Annotated in this window: 23 protein-coding genes; 11 read left to right on the top strand and 12 right to left on the bottom strand. The window is 65.1% G+C overall.

What is annotated here, in order from left to right; all coding sequences use genetic code 11:
* Positions 1-32: 32 nt before the first annotated feature.
* The 4 genes from AC5Y2L_RS20620 to rpfC are packed head-to-tail and all read right to left on the bottom strand — an operon-like array spanning position 33 to position 2319.
* Entirely contained in the window at positions 33-467 is a 435-nt protein-coding gene (locus AC5Y2L_RS20620; protein WP_499937668.1) for a lipoprotein LpqH, read from the bottom strand.
* A 44-nt stretch (positions 468-511) separates the two neighbouring features.
* Positions 512-1345, bottom strand: coding sequence for an SDR family oxidoreductase (locus tag AC5Y2L_RS20615; protein ID WP_499937666.1), 834 nt, complete (start codon positions 1343-1345; stop codon positions 512-514).
* Between the two features lie 37 nt (positions 1346-1382).
* Complete coding sequence (locus AC5Y2L_RS20610; protein WP_499937829.1) at positions 1383-1856, bottom strand: SRPBCC family protein; 474 nt, start codon at positions 1854-1856, stop codon at positions 1383-1385.
* Positions 1857-1899: 43 nt separating this feature from the next.
* Positions 1900-2319, bottom strand: coding sequence for a resuscitation-promoting factor RpfC (gene rpfC, locus AC5Y2L_RS20605; protein WP_499937664.1), 420 nt, complete (start codon positions 2317-2319; stop codon positions 1900-1902).
* 249 nt (positions 2320-2568) lie between these two features.
* On the opposite strand from rpfC, the gene AC5Y2L_RS20600 reads away from it, so the two are divergent.
* Positions 2569-3150 (top strand): lipoprotein LppJ family protein, encoded by a 582-nt coding sequence (locus AC5Y2L_RS20600; RefSeq protein WP_499937662.1) that lies wholly within the window; start codon positions 2569-2571, stop codon positions 3148-3150.
* Positions 3151-3294: 144 nt separating this feature from the next.
* On the opposite strand, the gene ag85B is transcribed toward AC5Y2L_RS20600, so the two are convergent.
* Positions 3295-4275: a diacylglycerol acyltransferase/mycolyltransferase Ag85B gene (gene ag85B / locus AC5Y2L_RS20595; protein ID WP_499937660.1), complete on the bottom strand. Its 981-nt coding sequence runs from the start codon at positions 4273-4275 to the stop codon at positions 3295-3297.
* Between the two features lie 586 nt (positions 4276-4861).
* On the opposite strand from ag85B, the gene AC5Y2L_RS20590 reads away from it, so the two are divergent.
* Positions 4862-5941, top strand: coding sequence for a DUF7159 family protein (locus AC5Y2L_RS20590; protein WP_499937828.1), 1080 nt, complete (start codon positions 4862-4864; stop codon positions 5939-5941).
* On the opposite strand, the gene AC5Y2L_RS20585 is transcribed toward AC5Y2L_RS20590, so the two are convergent.
* Genes AC5Y2L_RS20585 through AC5Y2L_RS20575 form a run of 3 tightly spaced genes read right to left on the bottom strand, consistent with a single transcriptional unit; the run spans position 5938 to position 8795 of the window.
* Positions 5938-6486, bottom strand: a complete 549-nt coding sequence (locus AC5Y2L_RS20585; protein ID WP_499937658.1) for a YceI family protein — start codon at positions 6484-6486, stop codon at positions 5938-5940. The genes AC5Y2L_RS20590 and AC5Y2L_RS20585 overlap by 4 nt on opposite strands.
* Complete coding sequence (locus AC5Y2L_RS20580) at positions 6483-7496, bottom strand: alcohol dehydrogenase catalytic domain-containing protein (protein ID WP_499937656.1); 1014 nt, start codon at positions 7494-7496, stop codon at positions 6483-6485. Before AC5Y2L_RS20580 ends, AC5Y2L_RS20585 begins: the two co-directional genes overlap by 4 nt.
* A gap of 18 nt (positions 7497-7514) precedes the next feature.
* Complete coding sequence (locus AC5Y2L_RS20575) at positions 7515-8795, bottom strand: cytochrome P450 (RefSeq protein ID WP_499937654.1); 1281 nt, start codon at positions 8793-8795, stop codon at positions 7515-7517.
* A 302-nt stretch (positions 8796-9097) separates the two neighbouring features.
* On the opposite strand from AC5Y2L_RS20575, the gene AC5Y2L_RS20570 reads away from it, so the two are divergent.
* The 3 genes from AC5Y2L_RS20570 to AC5Y2L_RS20560 are packed head-to-tail and all read left to right on the top strand — an operon-like array spanning position 9098 to position 10075.
* Entirely contained in the window at positions 9098-9505 is a 408-nt protein-coding gene (locus tag AC5Y2L_RS20570; protein WP_499937652.1) for a hypothetical protein, read from the top strand.
* Entirely contained in the window at positions 9502-9792 is a 291-nt protein-coding gene (locus AC5Y2L_RS20565; protein WP_499937650.1) for a hypothetical protein, read from the top strand. The genes AC5Y2L_RS20570 and AC5Y2L_RS20565 overlap by 4 nt, the downstream gene beginning before the upstream one ends.
* Positions 9793-9850: 58 nt before the next feature.
* Positions 9851-10075, top strand: a complete 225-nt coding sequence (locus tag AC5Y2L_RS20560; protein WP_499937648.1) for an Rv1893 family protein — start codon at positions 9851-9853, stop codon at positions 10073-10075.
* A 5-nt stretch (positions 10076-10080) separates the two neighbouring features.
* On the opposite strand, the gene AC5Y2L_RS20555 is transcribed toward AC5Y2L_RS20560, so the two are convergent.
* The gene (locus tag AC5Y2L_RS20555; protein ID WP_499937646.1) at positions 10081-11211 is read right to left on the bottom strand and encodes a nitronate monooxygenase; all 1131 of its coding nucleotides are present in this window, start codon (positions 11209-11211) and stop codon (positions 10081-10083) included.
* Positions 11212-11326: 115 nt separating this feature from the next.
* Entirely contained in the window at positions 11327-11791 is a 465-nt protein-coding gene (locus AC5Y2L_RS20550; protein ID WP_499937645.1) for a hypothetical protein, read from the bottom strand.
* A gap of 216 nt (positions 11792-12007) precedes the next feature.
* Between AC5Y2L_RS20550 and AC5Y2L_RS20545 the strand changes: the two genes are divergently transcribed.
* The 5 genes from AC5Y2L_RS20545 to AC5Y2L_RS20525 all read left to right on the top strand — a co-directional run bounded on the left by AC5Y2L_RS20545 (position 12008) and on the right by AC5Y2L_RS20525 (position 16997).
* Entirely contained in the window at positions 12008-12304 is a 297-nt protein-coding gene (locus tag AC5Y2L_RS20545) for a hypothetical protein (RefSeq protein WP_499937643.1), read from the top strand.
* Positions 12301-12738: a type II toxin-antitoxin system VapC family toxin gene (locus tag AC5Y2L_RS20540; protein ID WP_499937641.1), complete on the top strand. Its 438-nt coding sequence runs from the start codon at positions 12301-12303 to the stop codon at positions 12736-12738. Before AC5Y2L_RS20545 ends, AC5Y2L_RS20540 begins: the two co-directional genes overlap by 4 nt.
* Before the next feature lie 120 nt (positions 12739-12858).
* Entirely contained in the window at positions 12859-13911 is a 1053-nt protein-coding gene (locus tag AC5Y2L_RS20535; RefSeq protein WP_499937639.1) for an NAD-dependent epimerase/dehydratase family protein, read from the top strand.
* Positions 13912-14020: 109 nt separating this feature from the next.
* Positions 14021-15961 (top strand): flavin-containing monooxygenase, encoded by a 1941-nt coding sequence (locus tag AC5Y2L_RS20530; protein ID WP_499937637.1) that lies wholly within the window; start codon positions 14021-14023, stop codon positions 15959-15961.
* Positions 15962-15971: 10 nt separating this feature from the next.
* Complete coding sequence (locus tag AC5Y2L_RS20525; RefSeq protein WP_499937635.1) at positions 15972-16997, top strand: zinc-binding dehydrogenase; 1026 nt, start codon at positions 15972-15974, stop codon at positions 16995-16997.
* Here the strand turns inward: AC5Y2L_RS20525 and AC5Y2L_RS20520 are convergent.
* Complete coding sequence (locus AC5Y2L_RS20520; protein WP_499937634.1) at positions 16994-17905, bottom strand: SAM-dependent methyltransferase; 912 nt, start codon at positions 17903-17905, stop codon at positions 16994-16996. The two genes, AC5Y2L_RS20525 and AC5Y2L_RS20520, sit on opposite strands and share 4 nt — an antisense overlap.
* A 16-nt stretch (positions 17906-17921) precedes the next feature.
* Entirely contained in the window at positions 17922-18353 is a 432-nt protein-coding gene (gene dtd / locus AC5Y2L_RS20515) for a D-aminoacyl-tRNA deacylase (protein ID WP_499937632.1), read from the bottom strand.
* Positions 18354-18410: 57 nt separating this feature from the next.
* On the opposite strand from dtd, the gene AC5Y2L_RS20510 reads away from it, so the two are divergent.
* A complete protein-coding gene (locus AC5Y2L_RS20510) occupies positions 18411-18710 on the top strand; it encodes an MTH1187 family thiamine-binding protein (protein ID WP_499937631.1) in 300 nt (99 codons plus the stop codon).
* The last annotated feature ends 59 nt before the right edge of the window (positions 18711-18769 follow it).

The following is an 18769-nucleotide window of genomic DNA, read 5'->3' as shown; positions in this document are numbered from 1 at the left end:
CTGAGTGTGTTGACCAGCCTAGCTGGCGCTTATCAGCAGTCGGCGACGATCTTGAAGTCCGTCGTCACGACCTTATTGGGGTCCTTGCCATTGATGCCGTACGCGCTGCCGGTGATCGTGTAGGTGCTTTTGGCGAGGTCGACGTGCGTTTGGCCCACGCCGCCTTCCCACGCGCTGCCGTTGAATCCGTCGACGTTGCGGATCTTCACCCACTTGGGGATCGCCCTGTCTCCGCTGAGCAGCACCGTCACTTCGACGTGGCCGCCGCGGTCGCGGATGTCGAGGGTCTGGTACTGCCCCTTGTCTTCACCGACCCGAGTGCAGGCGGCAGGGCTCGCGACGTGCGTGACGCCGTCCAGGGTCACCCGCGCGGCTTTGCGAGGCACCGTTTGGGAGCTCGCGCAGCCGGCCACGCCAGCGGCGAGGATCAGGCCAACGCCTGCCACCTTGACCCATGGCTTCGGCACCGGGCACCTCCGTTCCGTCGTGGCGGGGCTGCAGTGAGGAAACTCTACTGCCGTTTCGGCATCTGTCTGGGCAGTTCTCGGGCAATCCGATTGCGCACCAACTCCGGACTGAGGCCTTTGATCCGGTCGATCCAACGAACGCTGTTGGGCACGTACCAGTGCAGCCGTGTCGGGTGGTGGTAGGCCCGCCACGCCACCTGCGCCACGCTGCTGGCGGGGATCAGCCGGAACATGCCCTTCTTCGGTGCGCTGGCGCGAATATCCTCGGCGGACATGGTGGCGCCGCGGTCGGAGTGATTTGGCGTCGAGGTGAGGATGGCGGTGTCGATCAGACCGGGCAAAACGTCGGCAACCCGGACACCGTGCCGGCGCCACTCCAAACTCAGTGCCTCGGTCAAGCCCTTCACCGCGTGCTTGGTCGCCGCATAGACCGCCAGGCGCGGTATCCCGTAAGTGGCCGCCGACGACGACGTCGAGAACATCATGCTGCCCGGCGTCTTCCTGAGGTAGGGCAGTGCGCCATAGGCGCCGGTCAGCACGGCCTTGAAGTTGACCTCGACCACGCGCATGGCCTCGTCGTACGGCACGTCCTCGAACCAGCCGCTGGCGCCGATGCCGGCGTTGTTCCACATCATGTCGAGCCCGCCCCCGTGGTCGGTACAGAAGTCGGCCAGCGCGGAATCGAATGCCGCCTTGTCCGTCACGTCGACCGCACGGGTCCACAACCCCGCCCCGAGCTCCGCTGCGAGCGCCTCCAAGCCGTCCTCGCTGCGGTCCACCGCACCGACCCGCCAGCCCTTGGCCTTGAAGAGCCTGGCTCCCTCTCGGCCGATTCCGCTGGCGGCTCCGGTGATGAAAATCGATCTGACCTCCGGCATGTGGACCCTCCATTGCCGACGAATAGCCGAGCCACTTTCAAGAAGTCTCGACCACTTCTTTGATGCGCTGGAGAGTTTTCGTCATATCGCGGATATTGCGCCGCTTGCGCAAAAAGCCGCCGAGTACCCAATACACGGCATTAAACGGTGACGGAGAAAGACGAAATGACTCCGTCACGTCGGTGCCCTCGCCGGCCGGGGTTAAACGGTAATGCCAATTATTCACCGGCCTGTTGCCCAGTAATACCGCGAAGCCGAATTCACGCCCCGGTTCGCACGAAGTCACCTCGCATGTCGTCCAGTAGACCGGTCCTATCTCGTTTCGCCGAACATGCCCGCGGAACCGGGCGCCGAGCGATGGGCCAGTCGCATCGCCCAACCACTCGGCCTCCATTACTTCGGGGGAGAACCGCCCGGTGTTACGCACATCCGCGATCAGATCCCAGATCTTGTCCGCGGGTGCCGCCATGTGAACCGTCGCCGAACCTTCCATGGCCCGATCCAAACACAGCTTTGCGCGTGCTCATAGACCTCGGACCGCGGGGAGCGCCTACTCATGCGCGCGGCGTCGCCGCCTGAATGATCTGGTTGATGATCGAAGTCACGCCCCGACCAGGAGCCGACCACGCCGCCGTGGGCAGGCCAGATGCGTTGCCGCACTTCGGCCATGCGTCCAGCCCCTGATCGGCCAGCACCCGGTTGGCCACCGCGATCTGCTGTTCCCGAGAGGCCGCCGCCGGATTGCCGACGCCGCCGTACCTGGCCCACGTCGCCGGCTTGAACTGCAGCCCCCCGTACATGCCGTTACCGGTGTTAGCGTGCCAGTTCCCGCCTGACTCGCATTGCGCGACGGCGTCCCAGTTGGGAGTTGGGGCGGCGCTGGCCACACCGCTGGACAAGATCATCGACGCTGCGGCGAACGCGCCGGCGGCAGCCGTCACAAGACGCTTGCAGATTTTTGTCATGTCAAGCATTTCGCCGGATGTGTCTAAAGCGTTACCAATCCGAATATGCCGCGAGATGGGACATCTATCGTGTCGAGATTGGCAGGTCAACACCCAAATCAGGCCGCGCGAGGCGCTAACTACTGTCTAAGAATTCGGGCACCATTGAATGAGAGTCCATTAAGAGAATTCGTTAGGAAGTCCGCCCAGTTCTCAATTCGACTCGTCGGCGGCCGCGCTGCTCGGTTTCGCGTTAGCCTGGCTGCGGTAGGTACCGGTATGAACAAGCGCGATGGCAGACCCGCAGAATGGCTGCGCTCGGGACCGGCGCGAGCGCTGATCTTGGCCGCTCTCGTGGTCTCGCTGACGCTGGGTACGGCGTTTCTGGTGGTGAGCGAACTGCGTCCACCACCGGCTGATGCCATCGAGCACCCCGCCAATCCGCTCACAGACGATCAGAGCAGGGCGCAAGTGCTACAGGCCGCGAAGCAAATCGTCACCCTCGCCGGGCTGCGTACGACGTCGGCCGGGTATCTGCCGATGTCCTGCAAGGACCGTAAGGACCCGCCCTATCAAGGCGCGATCTATCTGACCTTCGCGCTGCCCCCAGAAGCCCCAGACAAGTACATTCCGGCAATCGCCACCACGCTGGTCAGCCACGGCTGGATCGAGGGCCCTCAGCCCGCCAACCACACCGACGGCAGGATGGTGTCCAAGGACGCCGTCACCGCCATCATCTATCGCGACAGCGACAACCCGGGCGTGGGAACCCTGCGGCTGTACGGCGAGTGCCGGAACATGAACGATCATCGCCACGACGGGTGGACCGATGTCACGGGCCAGCTCGCCGGGCAGCGCTAGACCAAACGCAGCTCTTGCGATCGCCGCTAGACGGGACGGCGGCGACCCGCCGCGACCGGCTTCGCCGCTCTTGCGATCGCCGCTAGACCAAACACCTACTGCGCCTGACGGGTTGCCGTCAAGCGCAGTAGGCGTTGTGGCGGGTTATCCGTGCGCGCCCAGCGCGCCCTGCAGGTCGGGCTTCATCGCGTTGAGCTGTGCTCCCCAGTACTCCCAGCTGTGCGTCCCGTCGGCCTGGAAGTTGAACACGGCGTTGTGGCCGCCGGCCGCGTTGTAAGCGTCCTGGAACTTCAGGTTGCTGCTGCGCACGAAGTTCTCCAGGAACTCCGCGGGCATGTTGGCACCACCCAATTCCGTGGGCTTGCCGTTACCGCAGTAGACCCACAGGCGGGTGTTGTTGGAGACCAGCCGCGGGATCTGCACGGTCGGGTCGTTGCGCTGCCACGCCGGATCGCTGGACGGGCCCCACATGTCCGATGCCTTGTAGCCACCGGCGTCGCCCATCGCCAGGCCGATCAGCGTCGGCCCCATCCCGCTGGACGGGTCCATCAGGGCCGACAACGAACCGGCATAGATGAACTGGTCGGGGTGGTAGGCCGCGAGGATCAGCGCCGACGAGCCGGCCATCGAGATACCGACCGCCGCGCTGCCGGTGGGCTTGACGCTCCGTTGCGATGACAGGTACTGCGGCAGCTCGCTGGTCAGGAAGGTTTCCCACTTGTAGGTGGTGCAGCCGGCCTTGCCGCAGGCCGGGTTGTACCAGTCGCTGTAGAAGCTGGACTGCCCACCGACCGGCATGACGACCGACAAGCCCGACTGGTAGTACCACTCGAACGCCGGGGTGTTGATGTCCCAGCCGTTGTAGTCGTCCTGGGCGCGCAGACCGTCCAGCAGGTATACGGCCGGGGAGCCGTTACCACCGCTCTGGAACTGCACCTTGATATTGCGGCCCATGGCGGCCGACGGCACCTGCAGATACTCGACGGGCAGACCCGGCCGCGAGAATGCCCCCGCGGTGGCCGCTCCGCCGGCAAGACCGATCAGACCCGGCAGCGTCACGGCTGCCGCCGCACCGACCAAAAGCCGGCGCCCCCAAGCCCGGATCTTCTCGCTCACATCTGTCATACCTGCGCCCCTTATCCTTCTGTCGCCGCGCGTTCCCGGCAGAATTTACCGTGCGAATCGCCCAAATGTCGATCTGGATGCGAAGCAATCTCAGTTTTGTATCGATTAGCGCCATCAATACAGCAACTGTGATATACGTGCGGCAAAGGCCACCGCTGCGTCCGCATGACCGTTATGGAACCACACCACCAGCTCAAATGGCGGTAGCACACGCCGACGACGAAGGCGCAGAACTCCTCCGGGCGCACTGTACAAAGCTCATCTAATCAAAATGGCGGTGCCGTTTTTATAAGTCGGCGTGCCCGACGCAATGGTGTCCGACCCGGGTCTGGGGCCCGGTTGCCCGGATGATGCGACCGTCCGGACAAATTGCCGTTGCGCGCCATCGAGCAAGAACAGGTCGGTCGGGAGTGGCTCGGCACCCGGGCGGCCCAACTTGCGCCGACCGCGTAGGCTCTCACGAAGCAAGCCGATGGAGACCACACTGTCCCGGTCCATCCCGGCTCTCAGGACCCACGTATCGATGGTGCGCGACGTAGGGCGCTTGGGGGCATCGGAGGCCCGCGGATGATTGAGGATGCAGATTTTGGACGCGGTACTTGGGCTGTCGGTGACGCCGACGACCGTCGGATGGGTTCTCGCTGAGGGGCACAGTGCCGACGGCACCATCGTGGATCATCGAGAGTTGCGGCTGCGGTCCGGTCCCGGGGTACGCGCGGTCGGCACCGCGCAACAGGTGACCGACGAGGTTTTACGGGTGAACGCGGCCGCGGCCGGTAGCGATCACCGGCTGCGTGTCATCGGCGTGACGTGGAACGACCAGGCCTCCGCTCAGGCGGCGCTGCTGTTGGAGTCGTTGACGGACGCCGGATTCGACAATGTCGTGCCGATCCGGATGCTCGATGCCGTCGAGACGCTGGCACAGGCCATCGCGCCGGTCATCGGGTACGACCAGACCGCGGTGTGCATTCTCGAACATGAATGGGCGACGGTCGTCATGGTCGACAGCCGCGACGGCCAAACCCGAACTGCCGTCAAGCACGTGCGCGGCGGCTTGGACGGGCTCACTTCCTGGCTGACCGGAATGTTCGACCGCAACGCATGGCACCCCGCCGGAGTCGTGGTCGTCGGCTCCGACGGCGACATCGACGCGTTTTCCTGGCAGCTCGAAAAGTCTTTGCCGGTACCCGTTTTCGGACAATCTATGGCGCAGGTGACCATCGCGCGGGGCGCGGCGCTGGCAGCGGCCCAAAGCACCGAGTTCACCGACGAGCAGCTGGTGAGCGCCGCCGAAGAACCGAGTGACCCGCTTGCCGCCCCCTCCCGGTCGCGGCAGACCTCCTACGCCGGAGCGGTGACTGCCCTGGCCGCGGGCGCGGTCACGTTCGTCGCGTCGCTGTCCCTGGCCGTGGGTCTGCAGTTGGCACCAGATCGGCACTCGGGGCCGTCGAGTGGGCTGGTCCACACACCGACCCCACAGGTTGCCGAGGCCGTCACACCGGCAGTGCCTGCGCCACCGGCGGCCGAACCGCAAGCCTCGCGGCCGCTACCACCGCTGCGCCTTACCTCCGACCAGCCGGGCGCCGGTGAGCCGACCGGGCGGCCGCCCTCAGCCAGAGTGCTCGAGCACATACCCGGCGCCTACGACACGCCGCCGCACCCCTAACCCTTGGGGTGCTCCGCGGTGAAGACCACTGCGACCTCGTCGGTCACCTGCATGGAGCCCAGCAGCATCGAGTACGGCTTGACGCCGTAGTCGGATTGGCGAACCGTGGATTCGGTCGACATTCGCCAAGAGTCGCCGAGATCCTCTGTGCGCAAGTCGATTGCGTGCTGCCGCGAGGTTCCCCGGATCTGCAGGGTCCCGGTCAGGCGGTATCCGTCCTCGGTAGGGTCGATCGTCTCAACCGTGAAGCGGATCTGCGGATAACGCTTGACGCCCAACGACTTCAGCGCGTTCGACTTGACCAGGGCCCGCTCCGGTCCGGAGAGTGCTTTGACGCCGCCCTCGCCGCACAACACCTCGAACGAATCGACGTCGATGCTCACCTCGGCGCCAACCGGTTCAGCGTCGCTCCAGCGCACCTCGGCCTGCCATCGCTGCATCGCGATAGTGAGGCGATGGCCCATTCGCGCGGCTCTGCCGGAAACGTCTGTGCGGATTAGCAATTCGCCCTCGGATGCGTCGAGGGACCATACTGTGTCCGTCACATGGTCAAGACGGTGCGATAGTGCGACCGCCCCTGCTCCATCGCCGCATATCCCGCTGCGGCCTGGGACAACGGTAGTTCTTCGACCCACGCCCGCACGCCGGACAAGACCGCGAAATGCATGGTCTCTTCGACGTCTTTGGCCGTGCCGGAGGGATGGCCGACAATGCTGAGGCCCGGGGTGATCAACTGCACCGGGCTGATCGGCAGCGGGTCGGGGGTCACGCCGATGGTGATCAGCTCACCCTGTGGCAGTAAGCCACCGACGGTGTCGGCCATCGCTGCCGAGTTACCCGCGGTGGCCAGCACGACCGCGGCGCCGCCCAGCACTCGCAGCGCTTCGGCGACGTCGCCGCTGGTGGAGTCGATGTAGTGATGGGCGCCCAGCTTGCGGGCGTCTTCGGCTTTGGCGGTCCCGCGGGCGATCGCGATGGTCTCGAAACCCATGGCCCGGGCGAACTGCACCCCGAGGTGGCCCAGCCCGCCGATACCGAGGATCGCGACCCGGTCACCGGGCAAGGCCTTGGTGTGGCGCAGGGCGTTGTACGTCGTGACACCCGCACAGCCCATCGGGGCGGCTTCCACGTCGGAGAGCCCGGACGGTATCCGAGCCAGCGCACTGACGGGCACGGTGACCGATTGCGCATACCCGCCGGGATAATGCCAGCTCGGGATCTTCGCGTTCGCGCAGTGGATGAAAATGCCTTTGCGGCAGGGGTCGCAGTGGTAGCAGCATCCGCCGAACCAGCCGACCGCGACGCGATCGCCGACCGCGAATTCGCTTACCCCTGAACCTAATTCGGCTATGGTGCCGGCGATTTCGTGTCCCGGGGTCAGCGGCCATGACATGCCGGGGAAGCCGCCGTTGACGAAGTGGCGGTCGGTGCCGCACACGCCGCAGGCGGTGACGGTCAGCCGCACCTCGCCGGGGCCAGGTGGCTTCGTCTCGACGTCAACCAATTCCAAGGGGGCGCCGGCGGACTGAACGTGCACAGCTTGATGCGTGGACATACGCTTCCCCCCGACGAGTCAATGTGCGACAGGGCATTGCCCTTTGGACGCGGCTCCATTGCTGTGGTAGTCGACCTGCCAGTGCTTGATGCCGTTGAGCCAGCCCGATCGTAGCCGCTCCGGCTTGCCGATCGGTTCCAGATCGGGCATCGCGTCGGCGATCGCGTTGAACATCAAATCGATGGTCATCCGCGCCAGGTTGGCGCCGATGCAGTAGTGCGCCCCAGTGCCACCAAATCCCACGTGCGGGTTTGGATTACGCAAAATGTTGAAGGTGAACGGGTCGTCGAAGACGTCCTCGTCGAAATTGGCCGAGCGATAGACCATCACCACCCGCTGACCTTTCTTGATCTGCACGCCGGACAGCTCATAATCCTGCAGAGCGGTGCGCTGGAACGAGGTCACCGGGGTGGCCCAGCGGACGATCTCGTCGGCGGCGGTGGCGGGACGCTCCCGCTTGTACAGCTCCCACTGGTCGGGGAAGTCGGTGAAGGCCATCATGCCCTGGGTGATGGAATTGCGGGTGGTCTCGTTACCCGCGACCGCCAGCAGGATGACGAAGAAGCCGAACTCGTCGTCGGACAGTTTGTGGCCGTCGACGTCGGCCTGAACGAGCTTGGTGACGAGGTCGTCGCCCGGATTCTTCGCCCGCTCGGCGGCCATCTGCATGCCGTACATGATGAGTTCGACGGATGCGGTGATGGCGTCGTTGTCGGCGAATTCGGGATCCTGGTCGCCGACCATCTCATTGGACCAGTGGAACAGTTTCTTGCGGTCTTCCTGCGGCACACCCATCAGCCCGGCGATGGCCTGCAGCGGCAGCTCGCAGGACACCTGCTCGACGAAGTCGCCGGAACCCTCGGCCGCCGCCGCTTCGACAATGCGGCGGGCGCGCTCGGCGAGGTCTTCGCGCAGCCGCTCAACGGCCCGGGGAGTGAAGGCCCGCGAGATGATCTTGCGCAACCGGGTGTGCTGCGGCGCATCCATGTTGAGCAGGACGAATTTGCCTCTTTCGATCTGCTCGCCGACGGTGCCGTCCCGGTAGCGGGGCAGCGCGGTCTTTTGCAGGCTGGAGAACACGTCGCTGCGCAGTGATATCTCCTTGACGTCCTTGTGCTTGGTCACCACCCAGTAGCCGCCGTCGTCGAACCCGCCCACGCCGATCGGCTGTTCGTTCCACCAGATCGGTGCGGTTCGGCGCAACTCGGCAAGCTCCTCGACCGGCAACCGCTCGGCATGGATGTCTGGGTCGGTGAAATCGAACCCGGGAGGCAGATTGGGGGTTGGCTGGGACGGCATGAGACCCATTCCTCCGATGCGAATCGACACGAATCGTTCTAGTTTTCTAGTGCCCAATAAACCACTGCCGCACCGCGGTTGTGAAGCACTAACGCCGGATTGCGGTGCTGAATTGCAACGTGTTCAGCGGTGCCGGGGCTGGGCTCAGCCGCCGTCGGCAGCGCAGAAGAACCGCGCGCCCCCTTTACCAGCTGGCCAACTCGCGAAAAACGATCTTGTGGGGCTGGGCGCAATCGTTATGCTTTGGTGCAGGTCACCGGCGGTACTTGGGGGCCCGGGAACTAGAGACACCAAGGTGGAACATGATTCGCGAACTACTTGCCGCCGCGGCGATCACGGGTGCCACGATCGGCGTGTCACCGTGCGCAGTCGCTGACAACGGGCGCTGGCCGGGGGATGTGCCCGGCATGAACTACGACGCATCACTGGGTGCGCCCTGTGACAACTACGAGCGGTTCATCTTCGGGCGTGGGCCCAGCGGCCAGGCCGAAGCCTGCCATTTCCCGCCGCCGAACCAGTTCCCGCCGGCCACCACCGGGTACTGGGTCATCTCCTACCCGCTGTATGGAGTACAGCAGGCCGGCGCGAAATGTCCGGGTCCGCAAGCTGCGGCCCAGTCCGCGGCCGGCTTGCCGATGCTGTGTCTGGGAGCTCAGGGATGGCAAGAAGGGTGGTTCACCGGGGCAGGATTCTTCCCGCCGGAGCCATGACAAGTCGGCCAGCCACCTCACCGGCAGTTCCGCGCTGGCTGCGTTTTGTGATGGCATCCGACCGCGCCGGCTCGGCGTGGTACGTCGGCGCCGGCTTCTTCTTCGCTCCCGCGCTGGCCCTGCTGTCGCCGTGGCCGCTGGTCACCACCGTGCTGTGGTGGGTGATCGCGCTGGCCGGCCTATGGCTGGCATTGCTGGGAATCGCCATGGCCGTCGGCCTGGCCCGGGTTTTGCGAGCCGGAGCCGAGATACCCGAGGACTACTGGCGCACGCTGGTGCACTATTGACGGGTCTAAAGTCATACGAAGTTCGTTCTGAATTCGGGCACCGACATAGGAGACTCGCATGGCCTTCAATCCGAGAGATGCAGTCGACGCGGTACGTGATGTTGCGACCCATGCCGTCGAAAAGGCATCGGACATCGTGGATAACGCCAGCCACGTGATTCGCGGCCACGTCGCCGACGGCGTCGGCGGGATCGTCCACGACTCGATCGACATCGCCACTTACTCGGCCGAAAGGGCGATGGACGTCATCAAAGGCCGCAAGGACGAAGACGACCTGGAGTAAGAGCGTCAGACGCTGGCGGCGGCGTTCAGTTCGTCCAACCGGGTCGTCGCCTCGAGGTACTCCTGCACCCAGCGCTCGATGACCGCAGACGTCTTCTCCACCTTGGTGAATTGGCCGACGACCTGACCGACCGGGTTGAAGGCGACGTCGACGGTCTCGTTCGGGTACTTGTTGGTGGCACGCACCGCCATACCGGAGACCATGTACTGCAGCGGCATCCCGAGTGGCTTCGGGTTGTCCGGCTTTTCCCACGCCTCGGTCCAGTCGTTGCGCAGCATGCGGGCCGGTTTGCCGGTGAACGAGCGGCTGCGCACGGTGTCGCGGCTGCTCGCCTTGGCGTATGCGGCTTGCTGAACCGGGGTGTTCGAGGCCTCCTCGACCATCAGCCACTGCGAACCGGTCCAGGCACCCTGTGCCCCCAACGCCAACGCCGCCGCGATCTGCTGACCGCTGCCGATGCCGCCGGCGGCCAGGACCGGCACCGGTGCCACTTCCTTGACGACTTGCGGCCACAACACGATTGAGCCCACCTCGCCGCAGTGGCCACCGGCCTCGCCACCCTGGGCGATGATGATGTCGACGCCGGCGTCGGCGTGCTTGCGGGCCTGGGAGGGCGAACCGCACAGCGCGGCGACCTTGCGCCCGGCGTCGTGGATGTGCTTGATCATGTCGGCCGGCGGGGTGCCGAGCGCGTTGGCGATCATGCTCACCTTGGGGTGCCGCAGTGCCACTTCGACTTGAGGGGTAGCCGTCGCCTCGGTCCAGCCCAGCAGCTGCAGGGTGTCCTCGTCGGCGTTCTCGACCGGCACGCCGTGGTCGGCGAGGATTTTCTTGGCAAAGTCCAAGTGCTCCTGGGGCACCATTTTCCGCAGCGTCTCGGCCAGTTCTTCCGCGGACAGGTGCGAGTCCATGCCCTCGTACTTGTTCGGAATGACGATGTCGACGCCATACGGGTGGTCGCCGATGTTCTCGTCAATCCAGTTGAGCTCGATTTCCAGCTGCTCGGGGGTGAAGCCGACGGCACCCAGCACACCGAAGCCGCCGGCCTTGCTGACGGCGACCACGACATCGCGGCAATGGGTAAAGGCGAAGATGGGAAACTCGATGCCGAGTTCGTCGCATAACGCGGTGTGCATGCCTACTCCTGGGGACCGTCCGCCGAATTGAAACGTGTTCTAGTTTAGTACGCGTGCGGCGCCCGTGGCCAGCCAGGTCCCATGGCGAGAAACTACGACCCGTCGCGTCCGCCGCTCAGATCGCCAGGGTCTGGGTCAGCCACCCGACCAGCAACGCAAGCATGCAGGAGGCGCAGATCAGGTGATCGCGGCAGATCGACCGCGCCAGCCGACTCTGTTCCGCCGCGCTGTCGGCGCGCCGTCCCAGCCGAACCGCGCACGGGACGGTGTGCGTCAGCGCCAGCAGAATCGGGACACCGGCCAGGACTGCCGAACCGATCAGCAGCCAACCGGGAGCGCTTCCACGCCATGCTTGAAAGGCCAACGCGCCCAACAGGATAACCATCACCAGAGCAATGACGTGGCCCATCGGACGCGACGTGGTGGTCGCACGGTGGTAATAGTTCGCGATGGACGCCAGCACCGGCTCGGGCAGTTCGGCACCGGCACTTCGGTGCTTCCAAACCTGGACATCGAAGATGAGGTCCATCCACAACACTGCGAGCAGGAAGCCGCTGCAGGCCGTGATTAACGGAGCCATAAGTTTTTACCTCCGATTTGAAAATCACCGGCGCAACAGTGATTGCAGATCAAAACTGCACCATTCCATCGCGACGGGCGTTGGGCGCCCGTGCAGACTGATTCGCCCGACCACGCCTGCGCGATGTCCTCGTGTCGGTGATCCAGGCCCGTTTGGATGCTTGTGCGACAGGAGGTTCGGCCGCCCACTGGGCCGGATGAATGCTAGCATGCATTCATGACTCAGGTGACCTGGCGCGCCCCAGATCAGCTTGTCGAACGAGTACGCCAGGTCGCGTCGCGGCGTGGCTGGAGCCTGAACGAATTTCTCACCCGATTGGCCCAGGCGGCGACGGACCCCGTTCTTGCCGGTGACGATGTTGACCGGCTCCGTGAGCGCCTTGCATTAGCGGGGCTGCTGGTCGAAGGTGGGCAGCGGCGCGCGCGGCCGGACCGAGATGCTGTCGCACGCGCACGAAAGGCCGCGGGTGAGGGCACTCCGTTGTCCCGCCTGGTCGTACGGGATCGAGGGTGAGCGCTGGGGTCTTCGCTGATTCTTCCGCCCTGGTCAAGCTGTACGCCGACGAGCAGGAGTCGGATTACGTCAGAAAACTCTCCACTTTGGTGGTCAGTCAGCTGGCTCGAGTCGAGGTTCCGGCGGCGCTCTGGCGAAAACATCGCATGGGTGAACTCCCCGCAACGGATGTGGTTGTCCTTATTGCCGACTTCGAAGCGGACTACTTCGGCGATATCGACGAGCCACCGCGGTTCGCGGTCGTAGCGGTTACCGCGGTCATCATCGACGCTGCCGCGCACCTCGTGGCTGTTCACGGACTGCGAGCATACGATGCGATGCAGCTCGCGAGCGCCTTGGCAGTGGCTAAGGCGGTGCCGGACGGTGTCGATTTCCTCGCCTACGACGGGGCACTGAGCACGGCCGCCGCGGCAGAAGGATTGACGCCCCCCTGATGCACCGCAGACTACCTACACCAGTTGTGCCACCGCGATAGCAGCCAAACCCGCGCTATTCCGCAGAAAGTGGTTTACCGTCGGCACAGCAGGGTGATGTTTGCTGGATCGGGGACACCCATGTCGAAGACCGCGTTGGTCACGGGCGCTTTCGGTTTGGTCGGACCGGAGACGGTCAAGCGGTTTGCTGCCGACGGCTGGCATGTGGTTGCCACGGCTCACCGCAACGCCGACAAAGCCTTACCGACCGGCGTCGAAACACGTTGGGCTGACCTCACCGACGCCGCGCAAGTCGACCGCTTGGTGTCCGAAGTGTCACCCGCGGCGATAATCCACCTGGCGGGCGTCATTCCGCCAGCGGTCTACCGCGACCCGAAACTGGCGCGCCGGGTGAACGTCGACGCCACGGCCGCGTTGATACGTGCCGCCGAGGCCGAACCGAATCCGCCCCGTTTCGTGCATGCTTCCAGCGCCGCCGTGTACGGCGGACGCAATCCGTATCGCCACGCCGATCGGCTGACCGTGGACACGCCGCCGAGGCCGAGCGAGATCTACGGCGCCTCGAAACTCGAGGCCGAGGAACTGGTGCGGTCCTCGAAGCTGGACTGGGTGGTGCTGAGACTCGGCGGCGTGCTCAGCGTCGACCCGTCTGCGATGCCCTACAACTCCGACACCCTGTACTTCGGCAGTGCGCAGCCGACAGACATCCGGGTGCACTGCATCGATACCCGGGACGTCGCAACGGCTTTCGCGGCGGCGGCGACGGCGGACGTCGTCGGGGAGATCCTGTTGGTCGCCGGCGACGACTCGCTTTTGCTCCGGATAGGGGAGATTGGACCCGCCATGGCCTCCGCTCAGGGCCTGCCCGGTCTGATGCCGGAGGGTCGACCCGGCGACCCGGACGCCGACGATGAGGACTGGTACATCAACGATTGGATGGATTGCAGCCGGGCGCAGCAGCTCTTGAAATTCCAGCATCATTCGTGGCCCGAAATGCTTGCCGAGCTGCGCGCGCACAGCGGCTGGAAGCGCTATCCGATGCGGCTGGCCGCACCCTTGGCGCGTCAGTTCACCAAACACCAAGCGGCGTATCGCAATGCGCCCGGTCAATACGCCGACGTGCGGGCGGCCCTTCGGGCCCGATTCGGCGACGCGGCGCTCGATTTCGCCTAACCCACGCACAGGAACCCTTGATCGACTGTGGCCCCGCGGGTAGCGTGGTCGTCGCAATTACGAACCTATGGGTAGCGTAATTGCGGACCATCGAAAGGATTCGGCCTCGATGCGCAGTGTGTACGCCGGCCTGCCCTTCACCACACCCACACCGGAGATCGCCGCCGCGCTGGAGGACGTCAGCATCCCGACGCTGCTGCTGTCGCTGGTACACATCACCGGCGATCCGCGCTTCATCCGCGACTTCAAGCAAGTGGGACTGTTCCTCAACGAGGTCCAGGGATTCATGTCCGAGGAGGACAAGGCCCGCGCCCGTGCCGAGGCGCTGCCGGTGCTCACCGACTACCGCGACCGCGGCTGCCGCGAACCGGCACCGCTGAGCCGCGAGCTGATCAGAGAGATGTTGGACTGGGCGGCCTGTGAGCACGTTACCGACGACTACGTACCGATGGTTGTCGAGGAAATGGACCTCGACGGGATCGACCCACGTCGTCCCGCGCCCTTGCCGGCCGAGCTCGCCGCAGACCTCCCGGTCGTCGTGATCGGGTGCGGCGAATCCGGCATCTTGGCCGGAATCCGGCTCAAACAAGCCAACATCCCGTTCACCATCGTGGAAAAGAATCCCGGCCCGGGCGGAACCTGGTGGGAGAATAGCTATCCCGGTGCGCGCGTCGACGTGGCCAACCACTTCTATTGCTACAGTTTCGAACCCAACAACGACTGGACCCACTTCTTCGCCGAGCAGCGCGAGCTGCAGGACTATTTCACCGCGGTGATGAACAAGCACGACCTGGTCGACCGGGTGCGGTGGAACACCGAAGTGCTTGCGGCGCAGTGGGACGACGGCGAGGGCACGTGGCGTCTCTCCGTGCGCTCCGCAGACGGCCAGACGAGCACGCTGCGCGCGCGGGCGGTCATCACCGCGGTCGGTCAGCTAAACCGGCCGCACATACCCGAATTCGAGGGCGCCGACACATTTCAGGGGCCATCGTTTCACTCCGCCGCCTGGGATCATTCCGTGGACTTGACCGGCAAGCGCGTCGCCCTCGTCGGCGCGGGGGCCAGCGGCTTCCAGATCGCACCCGCTATCGCCGGCGACGTGGCGCATCTGACGGTGTTCCAGCGCACCGCCCAATGGATGTTCCCCAACCCGATGTACCACGACGAAGTCGGCGACGGCGTGCGCTGGGCGATGCGTCACCTGCCGTTCTACGGCAGGTGGTACCGGTTCCTGTTGCTGTGGCCCGGAGCCGACAAGGGCCTCGATGCGGCGCGGACCGACCCGGGCTATGCCGATCAGGACTACGCCATCAGCGACATCAACGCGGCGGCACGAATGATGTTCACCCAGTGGATCACCAGCCAGGTTGGCGACGGCCCACGCTCGGCCGAGCTGTTGGCCAAGGTGATGCCCGACTATCCCGCCACCGGCAAGCGCACGCTGCAGGACAACGGCAGCTGGCTGCGGACCCTGCAACGCGACAATGTCGAACTGGTGCGCACGCCGATTCAGCGGATAACGCGCACCGGAATCGTGACACAAGACGGGGTTGCATACGACGTCGACGTCATCGTGTACGCCACCGGGTTTCGGCATACCGATGTGCTGTGGCCGCTGAAAGTATTGGGCCGCAACGGAATTGACCTGCACGACAGGTGGGGGTCGCGTCCGTACGCGTATCTGGGCATCACCGTCCCAGGATTTCCCAACCTCTTCCTCATCTACGGGCCGGGCACGCATCTTGCGCACGGCGGCAGCCTGATCTTCCAGTCCGAACTCCAAATGCGCTACATCGACCAGTGTCTGCGGCGTCTGGCGGAGGAGAACCTGCATTCGCTGGAGCCGACCGCGCAGGCGGCCGCCGCCTGGCATGAACGCACACAGAGCGAGATCAAGAAGATGGTGTGGTCGCATCCGGCTGTGAAACACTCGTACTTCAAGAACGCCGACGGGGAGATTCACACCGTCAGCCCATGGCGCCTCAACGAGTACTGGGCCGACGTGCGCGAGCCCGACTGGTCAGAATTCATTGCACGACAACGGAAGTGAGTACGTCAGCATGCGCTCGGTAGTCATCGACCGGCCCGGCGCCGTCCGGGTCGAAACACGTCCCGATCCCGAACTTCCCGGGCCCGACGGAGTGATCGTCGCGGTCACCGCAACCGCGATCTGCGGCTCCGATCTGCACTTCTACGAGGGCGAATACCCGTTTGAAGAGCCCGTGGCGCTCGGACACGAAGCGATCGGCACGGTTGTCGAGGCCGGACCTCAGGTGCGCAGCGTCCGGGTCGGCGACCTGGTCATGGTGTCGGCGGTCGCCGGCTGCGGCTCGTGTCCGGGGTGCGCCACGCGGGACCCGGTCATGTGCTCGTCGGGCGTGCAGATCTTCGGCGGAGGTGTGCTCGGCGGCGCGCAGGCTGACCTGCTCGCCGTTCCCGCCGCCGACTTCCTGGTGCTCAAGATTCCCGAAGGGATCAGCACCGAACAAGCCCTGCTTTTGACCGACAACCTGGCGACCGGCTGGAGCGCAGCCAAGCGCGCTGACCTGCCGTTCGGTGGCACCGCCGCGGTGCTAGGCCTGGGCGCCGTCGGCTTGTGCGCGCTGCGCAGCGCGTTTGTGCAAGGTGCTGCAAAGGTTTTCGCTGTCGACCGGGTGCCGGGTCGGTTGGAGCGGGCCGCGAAGTGGGGCGCCACACCCGTCGAGACGCCGGCCGCCGAGGCCATTCTCGCCGCGACGGGTGGGCGAGGTGCCGACTCGGTGATCGACGCCGTCGGCACCGACGCCTCCATGACCGATGCCCTCAACGCCGTGCGGCCCGGCGGCACCGTCTCGGTTGTCGGAGTGCACGACCTACATCCGTTCCCGTTCCCTGCGCTGGGTGGCCTACTGCGCAGTATCACGCTGCGCATGACGTTGGCGCCCGTGCCGCGCACCTGGCCGGAGTTGATCCCGCTGCTGCAATCCGGGCGACTCGACGTCGACGGCGTCTTCACCACCGCGCTGCCGTTGGACGAGGCGGCCAAGGGATACGCGACGGCGGGGTCACGATCGGGGGACAGCGTGAAGGTGCTATTGAGACCCTAAAGCCGGGTTGCGGTGATGTACTGCGACCGCATGAAACTGTCGATCTTCACGTCGACGGCGGGTGGCGTCATACCATAGCGGGCCTGCAAATCCAGTGTGTTGCGGACGGGCTCGACAGCCCATCCATGCGCGGCCAGCCATTCCGCGGGGTCGGTCTTCGGCTCGTAGGTGAGCGCCGAGAAATCCACGTCGCCTGACATGTTGACTCCAGGGTGGTCGGTTTCCAGCGCGGCCAACTTTTCGCGGTCCAAACGTGATCCCAACGCCCCCAACGCTATTCGGCTGCCCGGTGCGCACAGTGCGCCGATCCGGGTGAACAGCGCAGTTTGCGCGTCGTCGGTCAGGTACGGCAAGATTCCCTCCACCGACCAGGCGCTCGGTTGTTGGGCGTCGAACCCCGCCGTCTGTAACGGCGCCGGCCAGTCGGCGCGCAGGTCGGCTGCGACCCCTTTCCTGCGGGCTTTGGGTGTGGCACCCCGCTCGTTGAGTACGCTGGCTTTGAATTCCAGCACTTTCGGCAGGTCGATCTCGAAAACCGTTGTATCTTGCGGCCATTCGAGGCGATAGGCCCGAGAGTCGAGCCCAGCCGCGACGATCACCGCTTGTCGGATACCCGCCGCGCCCGCAGCGGCGAAGAAGTCGTCGAAGAACCTGGTTTGGACGCCGTAGAGGCGGGGAAAGGCGGTCTCGTCGTCGGAGGACCCAGGATTGGCAAGGACGCCCAACAAGAACGGATCCTGGGCAGCCTCGATGAAGTACTTTGCGTACTCGTCGCGGACCAGCGGTTGGCGGCTTAGCGCGTGCAATGCGCGCCACCCGGCCACCAGCAGGGCGGTGTAGCCCACGCTGCTGACGATGTCCCAGTTGTCGTCGTCGGATCGAAGCGACCCGAATTCAGCCGGCGTCATCGGTCCCCTCTTCGCTTCACAGCTCCAGCATTACCGTTACTGGCCCGTCGTTGACCAATTCGACCTGCATGTTCGCACCGAACACGCCGGTCTGCACGTTGGCGCCCAGTGCCCGCAACGCCTCCGCGAACGCCGTTACCAGCGGCTCGGCGACCGTCGCCGGTGCGGCGGCGTTCCACGACGGCCGACGGCCCTTCGCGGTGTCGGCGTAGAGGGTGAACTGGCTGATCACCAGGATCGGCGCATTGACGGCGGCCGCAGACTGTTCTTCAGTCAGAATCCTTAGCTGCCAAAGCTTTTCGGCAAGGCGACGGGCTTTGTCTGTGTCATCGGTGTGGGTGACGCCGACGAATGCGAGCAGGCCCTGGCCGTCGGGCCGGATAGCGCCGACCACCTGGCCCTCGACCGACACCGAGGCCGAGGAAACCCGTTGCACCAGAACCCGCATGGTCCCCGATGCTGCCAGGCCGGCGTTGAAGCCTCTCGTTCTGGGTACGCTCGGTGGATGTCTGTGGTGGTCGCGTTTTCCGTCACTCCGATGGGCGTGGGCGAAAGCGTCGGGGAGGTCGTCGCCGAAGCAGTTCGGGTGGTTCGTGATTCGGGCCTGCCGAACAAGACGGATTCGATGTTCACCGTGATCGAAGGCGATACCTGGGAAGAGGTGATGGCGGTGGTGCAGCGCGCGGTGGAGGCGGTCGCCGCTCGTGCTCCGCGGGTCAGCACGGTGATCAAGGCGGACTGGCGAGCCGGGGCCGTCGACGCGATGACGCACAAGGTGCAATCTGTCGAGCGTTACCTTCAGTAGCGCGAGCAGACGCAAAATCCCCCGAATTCGTACCGAATTGGGGGCTTTTGCGTCTGCTC

This window comes from Mycobacterium sp. NGS66, from assembly GCF_059812225.1.
The sequence above is the reverse complement of the archived record's forward strand: the minus strand, read 5'-3'. Positions and strand labels throughout refer to the sequence as shown.